Raw genomic sequence first — 15,890 nt, forward strand, 5'->3', positions numbered from 1 at the left:
GGGGGGGTGCCGCTGTGTTGGGTGGGGTGGCAGGCCGCCGGGGTCCCGTCCCCTCACTCACGATGTCCTGGGGCGCTACTGCCCCTGTTCGTCACGGCGGCGCTGCCACCGTTCTTCGATGCGGGTCATCATCGACCGACGCTGCCGGCTGCGGCCGCGGGCCGAGCCTTCTGCACTTCCGGAGACGGGCTGCTCGCCAGGCTTGGGTGCCTTGCGCCAACCGGTGACCACGAGGACCGTGCAGCCCAGCATGACGAGAAACCCCACCACACTGACCCAGAGCACGTCCTGCCAGATCACGCCGGCCATGAGGAGCGCGATACCCACCACAATGCCTGCGACTGCCTGGTAGACCCGTCGCCGGGTGTACGTGCGCAGTCCGCTTCCCTCAAGCGCTGTCGCGAACTTGGGATCTTCGGCGTACAGCGCTCGCTCCATCTGCTCGAGCATGCGCTGCTCGTGCTCCGAGAGCGGCACGGGAGTCCTCCTCATCCGTCGGTCGCGGGGGGTAGCGACCAGGGGTCCCCTTCAGGATAGGCGGGGAATCGCCCCCGTGATACCCGCCCTCTACGCCACGTTCTCGAATAGATCAGTCATGGATCCGTATCGACAACGATCCGTGCCGCCGCGGGAGCGGCCACTGAGGCGCTTATTCCCCAATGGCACGTCCACCATGCCGGTCACTGCCCCGATCATACGGGGCCGATCGCCGGTTCGGAGGGTGTGTGGCCGACTCCGTCCGACGAAGATCGCAGATCAGGCCTGCTTCTCGCCCAGTACGTGCAACTGCGTGGCGACCGCGTGGAAGGCGGGCAGCTCCGCGGCGGCCTCCTCCAGGCGCAACAGGGCCTCCACGGCGCCGGGCTCGGTGTCCACCAGGACGCCCGGGACGAGGTCGGCGAAGATCCGTACGCCGTGCACCGCGCCGACCTCCAGGCCGGCCCCGCCGACCAGCTCGGCGAGGGTCTCGGCGGTGAAGCGGCGGGGCACCGGGTCGCCCGAGCCCCAGCGGCCGGCCGGGTCGGTCAGGGCGGTACGGGCCTCCGTGAAGTGCCCGGCCAGGGCGCGCGCGAGCACGGCTCCGCCGAGCCCGGCGGCCAGCAGGCTGAGCGTGCCGCCGGGGCGCAGGGCCGCGACCGCGTTGGCCACGCCCTCGGCCGGGTCGTCCACGTACTCCAGCACGCCGTGGCAGAGCACCACGTCGTAGGCGTCCCGCTCGACGACGTCCAGCAGGCCCTGGGCGTCGCCCTGGACCCCGCGGACGAGGTCGGCGACCCCGGCCTCGGCCACCCGGCGCTCCAGCCCGAACAGTGCGTTCGGGCTGGGGTCGACCACGGTGACCCGGTGGCCCAGGCGGGCCACCGGCACGGCGAACTTCCCGGTGCCGCCACCGGTGTCGAGCACGTCCAGGACATCCCGGCCGGTCGCCTTCACGCGGCGGTCGAGCGCCTCCTTGAGGACCTCCCACACCACGGCGGTGCGGAGGGAGGCACGGGGGCGGGAAGTGTCCGACACGGCTGATGGCTCCTCGGCGCGGTAGGCAACGGGTGAGGGGTCAGTGCCCCACCGGGCCCCACCCTATTGCCTCCCGCGTCAAGGGCCCGTCTTTCGGGGCCGGGCGCCGGGGCCCCGGCCCCTCATCGCCGGCTCAGCCCGCCTCAGCCGGCCTCAGCCCGCCTCAGCCGGCCTCAGCCCGCCTCGGGCCGTTCCGGACGGGGCTGGGGCAGGGGCTGCTGCGGAGGCCGGATCGCGAGCATCCGCTCCACCAGGCGCAGGAACATCGAGACCGCGCGCACCAGATCGTCCGCGTCCCGGCTGCTGGCCGCGTCCGGTATCCCCGCCTCGGCCCGGGCCCGGCGGGCCGCGCCGGAGGCGAAGAGCGCGCTCCACTCCGCCAGCTCCGGCGCTATCTCCGGCAGCACCTCCCACGCGCTGCGGATCCTCGGCCGCCGCCGCGGGTTCACCGGTTCGGGCCGTCCGCGCGCGGCGAGCACGGCCGCGGCGGTGCGCAGCGCGGCCAGGTGGGCGGTGGCGTAGCGCTCGTTGGGACGGGGCAGGCGGGCGGCCTCGGCCAGGCCGTCGTGGGCCTTGGCGAGCAGGTCGAGGGCGGCCGGCGGCGCCGACGACCTCCGCAGGACGGGGTGGACAGGGGACGGGGACGGTGTGGCCATTGCGAACCTCCTGTCGATGCGTTGCCTCCATCGTGACCGGCCCCACTGACAATCGCCCTGACCTGCGGTTTTTGGGGTCATGCGGGGGCAACTGCCCTCCGCTGCGCGCACGGTGCGGAAAGAGCTGATAGTTTTTGAACTGACCGGTCAGTTCAAAACGAAGGGGGACGGTGTGGACAGCCCGCACGGCGCGGCCGTCAAAGCCGAGGACTTCGGACTCAAGGGCCCGCGCGGCTGGGCCTTCCGCGGCATCGGCATCGACGCGGAGCCCGGCTCGCTCATCGCGGTCGAGGGCCCCTCCGGCAGCGGCCGCACCTGCCTGCTCCTTGCCCTCACCGGACGGATGAAACCCACCGAGGGACACGCCGAGGTCGGCCGCCACCGGCTGCCGAAGAGGATGGCCGCGGTCCGCCGGATCGCCGCCCTCGGACCGGTGTCCGGCGTCAACGAGCTCGACCAGGCCCTCACCGTCGCCGAGCAGCTGCGCGAGGGCGCCCTGCTCCAGCGCCGCTACGAGGGCCCGGTCCGCGCCCTGCTGCGCCCCCGCGGCGAACGCCGCGCGAGCAGCACGGCCCGGATCAACGCGGCCCTGGACGCCGCGGGACTCGACCTCACCACGCTGCCCAAGGGGCAGCGCACCTCCGTACGGGACCTGGAACGCCTGGAAGCCGTACGGCTGTCCGTGGCCATCGCGCTGCTCGGCTCGCCGCGGCTGCTGGCCCTGGACGACCTCGACATGAAGCTCTCGGACGCCGAACGCACCGAGGCCTGGGCCCTGCTCCGCTCGGTCGCCGCCGCGGGGACCACCGTCCTCGCGGTGTGCAGCGAGGCTCCCGAGGACGCGCTCGTCCTGCGGACCGGCGCCGGCGCCGAAGCCGAAGCCGACACCGAGACGGGCGCGAGCGCGAGCACCGGCACCGGCACCGAGAACGACACCGAGAACGACGACGACACGAAGGGGGCGGACGATGCGCTCGCCGAAGCTGGCCGCGCTTGAGCTGAAGCGGTTCGGGCGGGGGAAGCTGCCCCGGGCCGCTCTCGTCGCACTGCTCCTGCTGCCGCTGCTCTACGGAGCCCTGTACCTCTGGTCCTTCTGGGACCCGTACAGCCGCCTCGACAAGGTGCCCGTCGCCCTCGTCAACTCCGACAACGGCGCCACCGTCGACGGCAAGCGCATCGACGCCGGTGACGAGATCACCAAGAAGCTCCACGACAGCAAGACCTTCGACTGGCGCGAGGTCAGCGCGGAGGAGGCCGCCAAGGGCCTGGAGAACGGGACGTACTACCTGTCCCTCACCATGCCCGCCGACTTCAGCGAGAAGATCGCCTCCAGCTCCGGTGAGGACCCCGCCACCGGCGCCCTCCAGGTCCGCACCAACGACGCCAACAACTACATCGTCGGCTCGATCTCGCGCACCGTCTTCTCCGAGGTCCGCTCGGCGGCGTCCACCAACGCCTCCCGCGGCTTCCTCGACAAGATCTTCGTCAGCTTCTCCGACCTCCACGACAAGACCGCCGAGGCCGCCGACGGCGCCGACCGGCTCAAGGACGGCGCGGGCAAGGCCCAGGAGGGCGCGAAGGAGCTCGCCGAGGGCCTCGACACGGCCAAGGACAAGAGCGGCGAACTCGCCGGCGGCCTGCGCAAGCTCAACTCGGGCGCCGGCAAGCTGGAAACCGGCTCCAAGGACGTCGCGGCCGGCACCCAGAAGCTCGCGAACAAGGTCAACGGCGCCGCAGACAAGGCCCGCCCCTTCGTCCAGGACCCCAAGAACCTGGCGGACACCGCCGAGCTCGTCGCCGACAGCGCGAAGGTGGTCAACAACCACCTCGGCACCTTCGCCGAGAAGGCCCCGGCCGCCGCGGCCGCCGCCAAGAAGGCCTCCCAGGGCGCGGACGCCTACTACACCAAGCACTGCGTCACCCCCGGCAAGGAGCCGCACCTGGCCTCCTGCCCCGACCTGAAGAAGGTCAAGGACGACGCGGCCGAGGCCGCCGAACTCGCCGGTGACGTCAGCACCCTGGTCAAGAACGCGAACGGCGACGTCACCAAGCTCCGCACCCAGCTCACCGACCTGGAGAAGAAGGCCCGCCTCCTCGTCGACAAGGCCCCCGGCCTCGCCTCCGACCTCGACGCGGCCGTCGCCCAGGTCAACGCCCTCAACGCCGGCGCCCAGCAGGTCGCCACCGGCATGGCCGGACTGCACACCGGCATCGGCACCGCCACCACCGGCTCCGGCGCCCTCAGCGAGGGCGTGGGCAAGCTCGGCGACGGCGCGCACAGCCTGAGCGGCGGCATGTTCAAGCTCGTCGACGGCAGCGGCGAGCTCGCCGGCGGCCTGCACGAGGGCGTCGGCAAGATCCCCGACTACGACCAGCAGCAGCGCGACACCCGCACCGAGGTCATGGCCGACCCGGTCCGCCTCGCCAACCAGTCCCTGCACAAGGCGCCCAACTACGGCACCGGCTTCGCCCCGTACTTCATCCCGCTCTCCCTGTGGGTCGGCGCGATGGTCGCCTACATGCTGATCGCCCCGCTCAACCGGCGGGCCCTGGCCGCCGGCGCCTCGCCCTGGCGGATCGCGCTGGCCGGCTGGCTGCCCGTGGCGAGCCTCGGGGCCGCGCAGGTGAGCCTGCTCATGGCCGTGCTCCACTGGGGCCTCGGCCTGGAGATGGCCCGCCCGGCCCTCACCGTCGGTTTCCTGATGCTGGTCACCGGCTGCTTCGCGGCGATCGTCCAGTGGCTCAACGCCAAGTTCGGCGCCGCCGGGCGGATCCTGGTGCTCGCCGTCCTGATGCTCCAGCTGACCTCGGCGGGCGGCACCTACCCCGTACAGACCAGCCCGGGCTTCTTCAACGCCATCCACCCGTACCTGCCGATGTCGTACGTCGTCGAGAGCCTGCGCCGCCTCATCACGGGCGGCGACCTCGCCCCCGTGTGGCAGGGCGGCGCGGTCCTGGTGGCCTTCACGGTCGGCGCCCTGGCCCTCACCGCGCTCGCCGCCCGCGGCAAGCAGGTATGGACCATGGACCGGCTGCACCCCGAACTGAGCCTCTGAGGAGCCGGTGACCTGTGAGAATCAGCGCCATGGAAAGCAGCAGCACCTCCGCCGCCGTGGGCAGCCGGCGGCAGGCCACCCGCCAAAAGCTCTACGAAGCGGCCGTGACCCTCATCGCCGAGCAGGGCTTCTCCGCGACCACGGTCGAGGAGATCGCCGAGCGGGCGGGCGTCGCGAAGGGCACCGTCTACTACAACTTCGCGAGCAAGAACGACCTCTTCGAGGAGCTCCTGCGGCACGGGGTCGGGCTGCTGACCGTCTCGCTGCGGACGGCCGAGGAGGAGACCGAGGCGCGCGGCGGCAGCCGCGTCGAGGCACTCGACGCGATGATCAGGGCCGGCCTCGTCTTCATCGACCGCTACCCGGCCTTCACCCAGCTGTACGTCGCCGAGCTCTGGCGGACCAACCGGGCGTGGCAGTCCACGCTGATGGTCGTCCGGCAGGAGGCGGTGGCCGTCGTGGAGACGGTGCTGCGCGAGGGCGTCGAACGCGGTGAGCTGAGCGCCGAGATCGACGTGCCGCTGACCGCGGCCGCGCTGGTCGGCATGGTGCTGGTGGCCGCGCTGGACTGGCAGTCCTTCCAGCGCGAGCGGTCGCTCGACGACGTCCACTCGGCGCTGTCGCTGCTGCTGCGGGGCCGGGTCAGCGGGCACTGACCCCCAGTCGGCGGTGCCGCCCGGGCGGCGGAGCCCGTACAACTGGTGGGGCCTGCCGCGGCGGCTGAGTATCCGTACCTAGGCACGGAAATGAGTACCTGCGCGGATGGGCCCCCACCTGCGCGGACGCCAGACTGGGGGCAACGGACAGGAGGCCCGGTCCGCACCGCCGACACGGGGCTGCGGAGCGGACCGGGTACCTCCTCCGTGATGCGGTACGCGAACGCGGCGGGGCTCGGGGGGATCGAGCCTCGCCGCGTTCGCGCGTCCGCGGGTGCCGTAGCCAAATCCAGCCCCGCCGGCGTTTGAGGCGCGGGGGTCCGGGGGCGGAGCCCCCGGCAGCCCTCAGCCGCGTCCCCGCAGGGGCAGGCGGATGCGGACGCGGGTCGACAGGGTGCTCGCGCGGTCGGCCAGGGCCGACCACCGGCGGGACGCCGACCACGCGAGCCGGGCCGCCGAGCGCGGCAGCAGCAGGGCCCGCAGCCGGCCGAGGCGGCCGACGCCGGCCAGCAGCCCCGCCCGCGCCAGCAGGACGTCGTCCGCCAGCGCCGGGTACGACACGGCCGCACCCGGCGGCGCGTACAGGGCCCGCTCCAGCGCCCCCGCGACCCGGTGCACCGCGGCCCCGGCCTCCGCGTCCAGCCGTCCCAGCTCCACCACCCGTACGGCCGCCCGCCGCGGCGACAGCGCCTCGTCCGGCCGGACGCCCACGTCCCAGGCGGCGTCGCCCAGCTCCCGCCACGCCTCCGGCACCTCCCCGGAACGCAGCCTGCGGGCCCGCAGCCGGCCGCGCCACAGCAGCGGCAGCAGCGGCAGACCGATCACCGCCACCGCCAGGCCGGCCCAGCCCAGCACCGCCGACACCGACGGCCCGCCGCCACCGGACGCGCTCTGCCGCGGCGCGGCCGCACCGCACTCGCCGAGCTTCTTCAGCTCCGGCGGGCACTCGTCCGACTTCGACGGCGCGGGCGTCGGCTGCGCCGCGCCCTGCGAGGGCAGCGCCGCGGGCGCCGACGGCTGGGCCGTCGGGGCCTGCGCCCGGGAGTAGTCCGGCACGTTGATGCCGGCCCGGGGCGTCGGCTCGAACCGCGTCCACCCCACGCCCTCGAAGTACAGCTCCGGCCAGGCGTGCGCGTCCCGCATCGACACGTTCACGTTGCCGTCCGGCTGCTTCTCGCCCGGGGTGAAGCCCACCGCCACCCGCGCCGGGATGCCCAGCGAACGGGACATCGCCGCCATCGAGAAGGCGAAGTGGACGCAGAAGCCCTCCTTGTCGGCGAGGAAGCGGGCCACCGCCAGCGGACCGGTGCCCGAGGCCGTCTTCGTGTTGTAGCGGAACCCGCCGTTCACGGCGAAGAAGTCCTGGAGCTTCACGGCCCGCGTGTAGTTGTCCTTGGCCCCCTGCGTCACCTGGCGCGCCGTGTCGGAGACCACCGCCGGCAGGTTGTCCGGCATCTTCGTGTACTCGGCGCGGATCGCCGGGTCCGGCTCGGGCGCCGAGCGCAGCTGCTCCGCCGTCGGCTTCAGCAGCAGGCTCCGTACGGAGTACTGCGCGCCCTGCACGTTCTGGAACCTGTCCTTGCCCAGCTGGTCCCCGACCAGGGTCCGCCCGGCCGGCTCGAACCGCCACTTCCCCGGGATCTCCACCGAGGTCGCCGGGTACGGCATGGGCAGGTAGCGCTGGGTGTAGGACTCCGCCGCCGACACGTTGGTCTGCACCTCGGCCGCGCCCTGGCGGACGTCCCCGCTGAGCCCGGGCGGATTCGGCAGCCGCTCCGGGACGTCGGACAGGGCCCGCCCGGAGGCCTCCCACCTGATCCCGTTGAACTCGTCCAGCGCCAGGATCCGCAGGTACTGCTCGCCCTGCTGGGGATTGTCCGTCCGGTACTTGAGCACGACCCGGTTGTCCTGCGCGTTCAGGTTGCTCTGCAGGGACACCAGCGGGTTCACCGCCGAGATCGTCCCGCCCACACCGCCGTCGGTAGCGTCGCCCTCGCCCGGACCGCCCAGCAGTCCGCCGCCGAGCGAGGGCAGCGCCGCCGGCACCGCCAGCGCCAGGCCCAGGGCCATCGCGCCGATCCGCCGGCCGGTCCGCACCGGGGCCGTGAGCCGGCCCTCCCTGCCGCCGCCGAGGCCGGACGCGGACGAGACCCGCTCGCGCGGGGCCGAGCCGAAGACCCGGCCCCACTGCGCCAGCCGGTCCCGGCTCTCGGCCAGCAGCATCATCAGGTAGCCGCAGCCGGCCAGCAGGAAGGAGAACCAGGAGGCCTCCCCGCCGCCCGACAGGCCGGCGGCCACCGAGTACAGCGCGAGCAGCGGCAGCCCCGCCGCGGCAGCCGTCCGCAGGGTCACCGCGAGGGCGTCCACCAGCAGCCCGATCAGCAGCACCCCGGACACCAGCAGCAGCCGGATGCCGTCCGTCAGCGGGGCCGGGATCGCGAACTCGCTCACGTCCTGCACACCGCGCTGGAACAGCGCCCCGAAGTCCGTCACCAGGTAGGCCAGCGGCCCGCTCCCGGTCGACTCGCCCTTCCCCGCGAAGAGGGCCGCGAGGATCAGCAGCGACACCAGCAGCTGCGCGGCCACGGTCAGCGACCTGGCCAGCGGCACCCGCCGGGCCCCGGCCCCCACCGCGCTCTGCACGGCCAGCAGCAGCGCCGCCTGGAGCAGCCAGCCCGCCGATTCGACCAGCGGGACCAGCGACCACGCCGTGAGCAGCGTCGCCAGCGCCGCGAACAGCGTCACTCTCGCGCGCCCGCTCATACCCGGCCTCCCGAGGTTCCCGTGCCGAACGCCGTGCTCCCCGCACGCCGCCACAGCTCGCCGAAGGCGACCCCGGGCGGCACGGCGAGCGCCGTCCAGCCCGCGTCGCGCAGCCGGTGCAGCCGCTGTTCCACCGGGAGCGGGGCCTGGTCCCGCGCCGGCTGCCCGGACCAGGCCGCCGAGTCCAGTACGAAGGCCACCGCGCCCCCGGTGCGCTGGCGCATCTTGGCCGCCAGATCCGTCTGTACGTCGTCCAGGTCGCCGAAGAAGGCGATGAGGAGCCCGTCCCCGCCGGCTTCGCCGAAGCCGCCACCGCCGCCGCCGCGCACGGCGTCGTAGGCCCGGGTGAGTCCCGTGCCGTCCGAGTGCCCGACGACCGCGAGGGTGTCCATCATCAGCCCGGCGGCCTCCGCGGACTCGTGCCCGCCGGAGGAGAAGCCGCCGCCCGGACCGGGCACGCAGTCCCCGGTGTCGGTGAGCAGCCGTACCGCGTAGCCCTGCTCCAGCAGGTGCACCAGGCTCGAGGCGGCCGCGGAGACCGCCCACTCGAAGGCCGAGTCGGGTCCGGCGCCCTCGAAGGCGTCCTGCCGGGTGTCCAGCAGGACGGTGGCCCTGCTGCGCTGCGGCTGCTCCTCGCGGCGGACCATCAGCTCGCCGTAGCGGGCGGTGGAGCGCCAGTGCACCCGGCGCAGGTCGTCGCCGCGCCGGTAGCCGCGCGGGATCACGTCGTCGTCGCCGGCCAGGGCCAGCGAGCGGCGCGACCCGTCGCCGTAGCCGGAGGACTCGCCCGACAGCCGCACCGGCGGCAGGGGCTCGGTGCGCGGGATGACGGTGAGGGTGTCGAAGGCGCTGAACGAGCGGGTCAGCTCGACCAGCCCGAAGGGATCGGTCAGCCGCAGCTGGAGCGGACCCAGCGGGTAGCGGCCGCGCAGGTCGGAGCGGACCCGGTAGGACACCTCGCGGCGGCCGCCGGGCTCGACCCGGTCCAGGACGAACCGGGGCCGCGGCCCGAGGACGTACGGCACTCGGTCCTGGAGCATCAGCAGGCCGGTGGGGAGCCGGGAGGTGTTGTCCATGCGCAGCTGCACCCTGGCCTCGGCGCCCGCGGGGACCCGGCCCGGGGTCAGCCGGCGGCTGCCGGAGACCCGGTGGCGGGTGCGGTGCAGGGCGTAGACGCACAGGAGCGGCAGCAGGGCGAGCAGCATTCCGACCCGGAGCAGCGCGCCCTGGCCCAGTACGTACGCGCAGGCGGCCGCGGCGATCCCGGCGGCCAGGAAGGAGCGGCCGCGGGTGGTCAGGCCGGAGAGCGACGCGCGCAGCCCGCCGCCCTGGCCGCGATCCGCCTGGCCGCCGGCGCCGTGCGGGGCACCGGCGCTCATCAGAAGCCCCGGATGCCCGCGCCGGGCGGCATCTCGCCGCGGGCGTGCGCGGCCGGGACCGGGGTGCGCTGGAGGATCTCGCCGACGACCTGCTCGGCGGTGCGCCGGTTCAGCTGGGCCTGGGCGGTGGGCAGCAGCCGGTGCGCGAGGACCGGACCGGCCAGCGCCTGGACGTCGTCGGGCAGGACGTACTCGCGGCCGGCGAGCGCGGCCGAGGCCTTCACGGCGCGCAGCAGGTGCAGGGTGGCCCGGGGCGAGGCGCCGAGCCGCAGGTCGGGGTGGCTGCGGGTGGCCGAGACGAGGTCGACGACGTAGCGCCGGACCGGCTCGGCCACGTAGACCTCGCGGACCGCCTCGATGAGCTTGACGATCTCGTGGGCGTGCGCGACGGCCGTCAGGTCGTCGAGCGGGGAGAGCCCGCCGTGCACGTCGAGCATCTGCAGCTCGGCCTCGGGGCTGGGGTAGCCGACGGAGACCCGCGCCATGAAGCGGTCCCGCTGGGCCTCGGGCAGCGGGTAGGTGCCCTCCATCTCCACCGGGTTCTGGGTGGCGACGACCATGAAGGGGCTGGGCAGCGTGTACGTCGTGCCGTCGATGGTGACCTGGCGCTCCTCCATCGACTCCAGCAGCGCGGACTGGGTCTTCGGCGAGGCGCGGTTGATCTCGTCGCCGATGACGATCTGCGCGAAGATCGCGCCCGGCTTGAACTCGAACTCGCGGCGCTGCTGGTCGTAGATGCTGACGCCGGTGATGTCGGAGGGCAGCAGGTCCGGTGTGAACTGGATGCGCTGCACCGAGCAGTCGATGGACTTGGCGAGCGTCTTGGCGAGCATCGTCTTGCCGACGCCGGGGACGTCCTCGATCAGCAGGTGTCCCTCGGCGAGCAGCACGGTCAGCGCGAGGCGCACGACCTCGGGCTTGCCCTCGATCACGCTCTCGACCGAGTGCCGCACCCGCTCGGCCGTGCTGGTCAGATCCGCGAGGCTCGCACGGTCGTCATACGTCGTCACCAGGTTCTCCTCGGCCCATTTCCAGGGCCGACGCCCTTGGCGCATGACCGGCCCACCCCACACACGGACACCGGACCCGGGGGGTTCCCGGGGGGCGTCTCCCCGCATTGTTGACGGCGTTACGGCCCTGTGTCACTCAAGAGCTGGGATCGATCTCCCGCAGGAGGCCGGTGTGCACATCGAAGACGAAGCCTCGCACATCGTCCCGGTGGGGCAGGAACGGGTTGGTACGGACCCTCTGCATGGACTGGCGTACGTCCTGGTCGACGTCCCGGAAGGCCTCCACGGCCCAGGCGGGGCGCTGGCCGACCTCGTCCTCCAGCTCGTGCCGGAAGTCCTCGGTCAGGCTCTCGAGACCGCAGCCGGTGTGGTGGATGAGAATCACCGCGCGGGTGCCCAGGGCCCGCTGGCTGATGGTGAGCGAGCGGATGGTGTCGTCGGTGACCACGCCGCCGGCGTTGCGGATGGTGTGGCAGTCGCCGAGCTCCAGACCGAGGGCGGCGTGCAGGTCGAGACGGGCGTCCATGCACGCGACGACGGCGACCTGGAGGACCGGGTGGGCGTCCATGCCGGGATCGGCGAACTTCGCGGCGTACCGCCGGTTCGCGTCGACCAGCCGGTCGGTGACGGAATCGGCTCCGGCCGCCGGGGGCGCGGAGTCGGCGGGCAGGGGTACGGAAGTCGTCATGCATACGACGGTAGTGGTCACAGCCATTGCGGGCATGGAGTGAGGGCGGACAAAGAAGGTCAACGAGCCTTGTTGTGAGCTAACCCACAGGGGTGGGGAGGACGCGGCCGTCCGGGTGATTCGGGGCTTTTGCGGGTTCGCCCGGAGCCGCCCGCACGCCGCGCGGGGTGGTTCGTTGACCGCGGCGACCGTTGCACTAAAGTGACGCGAACCGGCCGGAGCCCGGCCCTGACCGGCCGCCCGGCCCCTTTGGTAACACTCCGCGTGCGCGGCGCGGCGTATGCCTGCCGCGCCGTTATCTGAGAGGGCGCTTTGACTAGCGAGTCCCGACATGTCCCGGTGATGCTCCAGCGGTGCCTGGACCTGTTGGCCCCGGCGCTGGAGAGGCCCGGGGCCGTCGTCGTCGACTGCACCCTCGGCCTCGGCGGCCACAGCGAGGCCCTGCTGACCCGGTTCCCCGAGGCGCACCTGATCGGCCTCGACCGCGACAAGGAGGCCCTGCGGCTCTCCGGCGAGCGGCTCGCGCCCTTCGGCGACCGGGCCACCCTCGTGCACGCGATCTACGCCGACCTCGCCGAGGTCCTCGACGGCCTGGGCATCCCGGCCGTCCAGGGCATCCTCTTCGACCTGGGCGTCTCCTCCATGCAGCTGGACGAGGCCGACCGCGGGTTCGCGTACGCGCAGGACGCGCCGCTGGACATGCGGATGGACCAGACGACCGGCATCAGCGCCGCCGAGGTGCTCAACACCTACGCGCCCGGCGAGCTCGTGCGGATCCTGCGCCAGTACGGCGAGGAGAAGCAGGCCAAGCGGATCGTCTCCGCGGTCGTCCGGGAGCGGGAGAAGGAGCCCTTCGCCAACAGCGCCCGGCTGGTCGAACTGATCCGCGACTCCCTGCCGCAGGCGGCCAAGCGGACCGGCGGCAACCCCGCCAAGCGGACCTTCCAGGCGCTGCGCATCGAGGTCAACGGGGAGCTGTCGGGCCTGGAGCGGGCCATCCCGGCGGCCGTGGACCGGATCGCGGTCGGCGGGCGGATCGCCGTGCTCTCCTACCACTCGCTGGAGGACCGGCTCGTGAAGCAGGTCTTCGCGGCGGGCGCGGCCTCGACGGCCCCGCCCGGGCTGCCGGTCGTCCCGGAGAAGTACCAGCCGAAGCTGAAGCTGCTGACGCGCGGCGCGGAGCTGCCGACGGAGGAGGAGATCGCCGAGAACCGGCGGGCCGCCCCGGCGAGGTTCCGCGGCGTCGAACGCATCCGGGAGGCGCGGCTGTGACCAAGGCCGGGAAGGCCGCCACACGGCTCGGCCGGGCGATCGGCGGGCGCCCCGTCCGACCCCGGCCCCGTCCGCGTCCGGGCGGGCAGGCGGCCCGGATGCCGTTCGTCCTGCTGGTGGTGGCGCTGCTCGCCGGCGGTCTGATCAGCCTGCTGCTGCTGAACTCGGCGCTGAACGAGGGCTCCTTCCAGCTGAGCCGGCTGAAGAAGGAGACCACCGCGCTCACGGACGAGGAGCAGGCGCTGCAGCGTGACGTGGACGGGTACTCGGCGCCGGACGCGTTGCAGCGGCGGGCGCAGGAGCTGGGGCTCGTCCCCGGCGGCAGCCCGGTCTTCATCGGCCCCGACGGCAAGATCACCGGCACCCCGGCGGCGGCCGAACCGCCGCCTCCGCCGCCTCCGCCTCCGCCGCCTCCGCCTCCGCCGTCGCCGTCTGCCTCCGCCCCGGCGCCCGCGGCTCCCGCGGCTCCTGCGGCGCCTTCGTCGGCCGGGCCGAGCCCCGGGGGAGCCGCGCAGCCGCCGTCCCCGTCCCAGCCTCCGCAGCAGCAGCCCACCCCCAACCCAGGCAGGTGACGTCGTGACGCCGATGGCCAACCCTGCGGGGCCGTTCCCCACCCCGCCCTTCCCCCGTTCCCCGGGCTCCGCCCGGCCCCACTGGGGCTCCGCCCCAGACCCCGCGCCTCAATCTCCCCCAGACTCCGTCCGGGGGTGCCCCCAGGCGAGGCTGGGTTGTGCCGCACCTGATAGCTGGCGGGAGCCGAATCAAGCCCGGCCGGCGATTGAGGCGCGGGGTCTGGGGCGGAGCCCCAGGAGGCCGGGCGGAGCCCTGCACGCTGCGGTGGCCCCGTGAGCCCCGCAGGGGAGCCGCGGCGCCGGGTGCCCGGCCCCGGCCGCCCCCGCGGCGCGGCCACATCGCGCCCCGCGGCCTCGCGGCCGGCGACCCGGCGGCCCGCCCCGCAGCGCAGGCCGCACAGCATCCGGCTCGGCAGCCCCCGCCCGCGGCTGCGCCTGGTCAGCGTCGGCCTGACCCTCGTCATGCTGGCCTTCGTCGTCCGCCTGCTCCAGGTGCAGGCCGTCGACGCGCGGACCATCTCCGCCGAGGCCTCCAAGAACCGCTACACCAGCGTCAAACTGGCCGCCGAGCGCGGGGAGATCACCGACCGCAAGGGCGTGGCCCTGGCCACCAGCGTCGACGCGTACGACATCACCGCAGACCCCAAGATGTTCACCCCGCAGGACAGCAAGGCCCCCGACGCCCCCGAACAGGCCGCGGCCCTCCTCGCGCCCATCCTCGGCAAGGACGTCAAGGAGCTCACCCAGAAGCTGCGGACCGAGAACAGCCGGTACACCGTCCTCGCCCACCGCCAGACCCCCCAGGTCTGGAACCAGATCAAGGACCTCAAGCGGGTCTTCGCCGAGAAGGCGGCCGCCGACAAGAAGAACAACGGCCCCGGCGCGAACGTCCTGGCCGGGGTGTTCAACGAGAACAGCAGCAAGCGCGTGTACCCGGGCGGCGACCTCGCCGCCGGGATACTGGGTTACGTCAACGCCGAGGGCAAGGGCGCCGGCGGCCTGGAGTCCTCCCTGGACAAGAAGCTGTCCGGCAAGGACGGCGAGGCCACCTACGCCCAGTCCGGCGGCCGCCACGTGCCCACCGCCGGCTCCAGCGAGAAGCCCGCCGTGCCCGGCGAGGACATCGAGCTGACCATCGACCGCGACATCCAGTGGGCGGCGCAGAGCGCCATCGCCGAGCAGGTCCAGAAGTCCGAGGCCGACCGCGGCTACGTCATCGTCCAGGACACCCGCACCGGCGAGATCCTCGCCATGGCGAACGCCCCCGGCTTTGACCCCAACGACCTGACCCGGGCCCGCTCGGCCGCCATGGGCAACGCCGCGCTCCAGGACGTGTACGAGCCCGGCTCCACCGCCAAGGTGATGTCGATGGCCGCCGTACTGGAGGAGAAGAAGGCCACCCCGGAGACCCGCGTCGAGGTCCCCAACCGGCTGCACCGCGGCGACCGGCTGTTCAAGGACGACATCGACCACCCGACCTGGTACCTGACCCTCAACGGGGTCCTCGCCAAGTCCTCCAACATCGGCACCATCCTCGCCACCGGCCAGCTCGGCCCCACCCAGCCCGAGGCCAACAAGGTCCTGCACTCGTACCTGACCAAGTTCGGCATCGGACAGCCCACCGGCCTGGACTACCCGGGCGAGTCCCGCGGCATTCTCGCCGCCCCCGAGGACTGGTCCACCTCCCAGCAGTACACGATCCCTTTCGGCCAGGGCCTGTCCCTCAACGCCATGCAGGCGGCCTCCGTGTACTCGACCATCGCCAACGGCGGCATCCGCACCGAACCGACCCTGGTGCGCGGCACCAAGGGCCCCGACGGCCGCTTCACCCCGGCCCCGGCGCCCGAACGCAGCCGCGTGGTCAGCCCGGAGACCGCCAAGACCCTCGCCGAGATGCTCGAATCCGTGGTCGACGACCAGCAGGGCACCGGCACCAAGGCCCGCATCCCCGGCTACCGGGTCGGCGGCAAGACCGGCACCTCCAACCGGGTGGATCCGGCCACCGGCGGCTACAGCGGCTACACGGCCTCCTTCGCCGGGTTCGCCCCCGCCGACAACCCGCGGATCACGGTCTACTGCGCGGTCCAGAACCCCACCAAGGGCAGCCACTTCGGCGGCCAGGTCTGCGGCCCGATCTACAAGAAGGTCATGGAGTTCGCCCTGAAGACCCTCCAGGTCGCCCCCACCGGCGCCGCCCCCGCAGGGCTCCCGGTCACCTACGACCCGGGACCGCAGCCCGCCCCGCAGCCGAGTACGCAGCCCAGTCCGAAGCCCGGCCGGTGACCCTCAGCACCCGTCCGGCCCGCCAGAAACGCGTGAGGCA

Annotated in this window: 13 protein-coding genes; 6 read left to right on the forward strand and 7 right to left on the reverse strand. The window is 73.5% G+C overall.

Features of this window, described 5'->3' with window-relative positions:
- Positions 1–75: 75 nt before the first annotated feature.
- From ACFWP3_RS34985 to ACFWP3_RS34995, 3 genes are all read right to left on the reverse strand, one after another.
- Positions 76–477 (reverse strand): DUF3040 domain-containing protein, encoded by a 402-nt coding sequence (locus ACFWP3_RS34985; RefSeq protein ID WP_384229285.1) that lies wholly within the window; start codon positions 475–477, stop codon positions 76–78.
- A gap of 279 nt (positions 478–756) precedes the next feature.
- Positions 757–1,515, reverse strand: a complete 759-nt coding sequence (locus ACFWP3_RS34990) for a class I SAM-dependent methyltransferase (protein WP_384229288.1) — start codon at positions 1,513–1,515, stop codon at positions 757–759.
- 173 nt (positions 1,516–1,688) lie between these two features.
- The gene (locus ACFWP3_RS34995) at positions 1,689–2,171 is read right to left on the reverse strand and encodes an SAV_6107 family HEPN domain-containing protein (protein WP_384229291.1); all 483 of its coding nucleotides are present in this window, start codon (positions 2,169–2,171) and stop codon (positions 1,689–1,691) included.
- A gap of 172 nt (positions 2,172–2,343) precedes the next feature.
- Here ACFWP3_RS34995 and ACFWP3_RS35000 point away from each other — a divergent pair, with 172 nt between their 5' ends.
- Genes ACFWP3_RS35000 through ACFWP3_RS35010 form a run of 3 tightly spaced genes read left to right on the forward strand, consistent with a single transcriptional unit; the run spans position 2,344 to position 5,883 of the window.
- Positions 2,344–3,168 (forward strand): ATP-binding cassette domain-containing protein, encoded by an 825-nt coding sequence (locus tag ACFWP3_RS35000; protein ID WP_384229294.1) that lies wholly within the window; start codon positions 2,344–2,346, stop codon positions 3,166–3,168.
- Positions 3,140–5,227 (forward strand): YhgE/Pip family protein, encoded by a 2,088-nt coding sequence (locus ACFWP3_RS35005; RefSeq protein WP_384229296.1) that lies wholly within the window; start codon positions 3,140–3,142, stop codon positions 5,225–5,227. The genes ACFWP3_RS35000 and ACFWP3_RS35005 overlap by 29 nt, the downstream gene beginning before the upstream one ends.
- A 29-nt stretch (positions 5,228–5,256) precedes the next feature.
- Positions 5,257–5,883, forward strand: a complete 627-nt coding sequence (locus tag ACFWP3_RS35010; RefSeq protein WP_384229298.1) for a TetR/AcrR family transcriptional regulator — start codon at positions 5,257–5,259, stop codon at positions 5,881–5,883.
- 345 nt (positions 5,884–6,228) lie between these two features.
- On the opposite strand, the gene ACFWP3_RS35015 is transcribed toward ACFWP3_RS35010, so the two are convergent.
- The 4 genes from ACFWP3_RS35015 to ACFWP3_RS35030 all read right to left on the reverse strand — a co-directional run bounded on the left by ACFWP3_RS35015 (position 6,229) and on the right by ACFWP3_RS35030 (position 11,723).
- Complete coding sequence (locus tag ACFWP3_RS35015) at positions 6,229–8,646, reverse strand: transglutaminaseTgpA domain-containing protein (RefSeq protein ID WP_384229301.1); 2,418 nt, start codon at positions 8,644–8,646, stop codon at positions 6,229–6,231.
- On the reverse strand, positions 8,643–10,025 hold the full coding sequence (locus ACFWP3_RS35020; RefSeq protein ID WP_384229304.1) for a DUF58 domain-containing protein: 1,383 nt from the start codon (positions 10,023–10,025) through the stop codon (positions 8,643–8,645). Before ACFWP3_RS35020 ends, ACFWP3_RS35015 begins: the two co-directional genes overlap by 4 nt.
- A complete protein-coding gene (locus ACFWP3_RS35025; protein WP_384229306.1) occupies positions 10,025–11,035 on the reverse strand; it encodes an AAA family ATPase in 1,011 nt (336 codons plus the stop codon). The genes ACFWP3_RS35020 and ACFWP3_RS35025 overlap by 1 nt, the downstream gene beginning before the upstream one ends.
- A gap of 136 nt (positions 11,036–11,171) precedes the next feature.
- Positions 11,172–11,723, reverse strand: coding sequence for a beta-class carbonic anhydrase (locus ACFWP3_RS35030; protein WP_384229309.1), 552 nt, complete (start codon positions 11,721–11,723; stop codon positions 11,172–11,174).
- A gap of 342 nt (positions 11,724–12,065) precedes the next feature.
- Here ACFWP3_RS35030 and rsmH point away from each other — a divergent pair, with 342 nt between their 5' ends.
- From rsmH to ACFWP3_RS35045, 3 genes are all read left to right on the forward strand, one after another.
- Positions 12,066–12,995, forward strand: coding sequence for a 16S rRNA (cytosine(1402)-N(4))-methyltransferase RsmH (gene rsmH, locus ACFWP3_RS35035; protein WP_384229312.1), 930 nt, complete (start codon positions 12,066–12,068; stop codon positions 12,993–12,995).
- Positions 12,992–13,567 (forward strand): hypothetical protein, encoded by a 576-nt coding sequence (locus ACFWP3_RS35040; protein WP_384229314.1) that lies wholly within the window; start codon positions 12,992–12,994, stop codon positions 13,565–13,567. The genes rsmH and ACFWP3_RS35040 overlap by 4 nt, the downstream gene beginning before the upstream one ends.
- A gap of 273 nt (positions 13,568–13,840) precedes the next feature.
- Positions 13,841–15,850 carry a peptidoglycan D,D-transpeptidase FtsI family protein gene (locus ACFWP3_RS35045; protein ID WP_384229317.1) on the forward strand — a complete coding sequence of 670 codons (2,010 nt, stop codon included), beginning with the start codon at positions 13,841–13,843 and terminating at the stop codon, positions 15,848–15,850.
- Positions 15,851–15,890 lie beyond the last annotated feature (40 nt).

Origin of the sequence: Streptomyces sp. NPDC058525 (assembly GCF_042719495.1) — a bacterium.
Taxonomy (GTDB): Bacteria; Actinomycetota; Actinomycetes; order Streptomycetales; family Streptomycetaceae; genus Streptomyces.

What these genes read in the sequence shown, in the direction of transcription:
- ACFWP3_RS35030 (WP_384229309.1), bottom strand. Translation starts at nt 11,723, where the DNA reads ATGACGACTTCCGTACCCCTGCCCGCCGACTCCGCGCCCCCGGCGGCC.
- ACFWP3_RS35010 (WP_384229298.1), top strand. Translation starts at nt 5,257, where the DNA reads ATGGAAAGCAGCAGCACCTCCGCCGCCGTGGGCAGCCGGCGGCAGGCC.
- rsmH (WP_384229312.1), top strand. Translation starts at nt 12,066, where the DNA reads ATGCTCCAGCGGTGCCTGGACCTGTTGGCCCCGGCGCTGGAGAGGCCC.
- ACFWP3_RS34995 (WP_384229291.1), bottom strand. Translation starts at nt 2,171, where the DNA reads ATGGCCACACCGTCCCCGTCCCCTGTCCACCCCGTCCTGCGGAGGTCG.
- ACFWP3_RS35005 (WP_384229296.1), top strand. Translation starts at nt 3,140, where the DNA reads ATGCGCTCGCCGAAGCTGGCCGCGCTTGAGCTGAAGCGGTTCGGGCGG.
- ACFWP3_RS35015 (WP_384229301.1), bottom strand. Translation starts at nt 8,646, where the DNA reads ATGAGCGGGCGCGCGAGAGTGACGCTGTTCGCGGCGCTGGCGACGCTG.
- ACFWP3_RS35020 (WP_384229304.1), bottom strand. Translation starts at nt 10,025, where the DNA reads ATGAGCGCCGGTGCCCCGCACGGCGCCGGCGGCCAGGCGGATCGCGGC.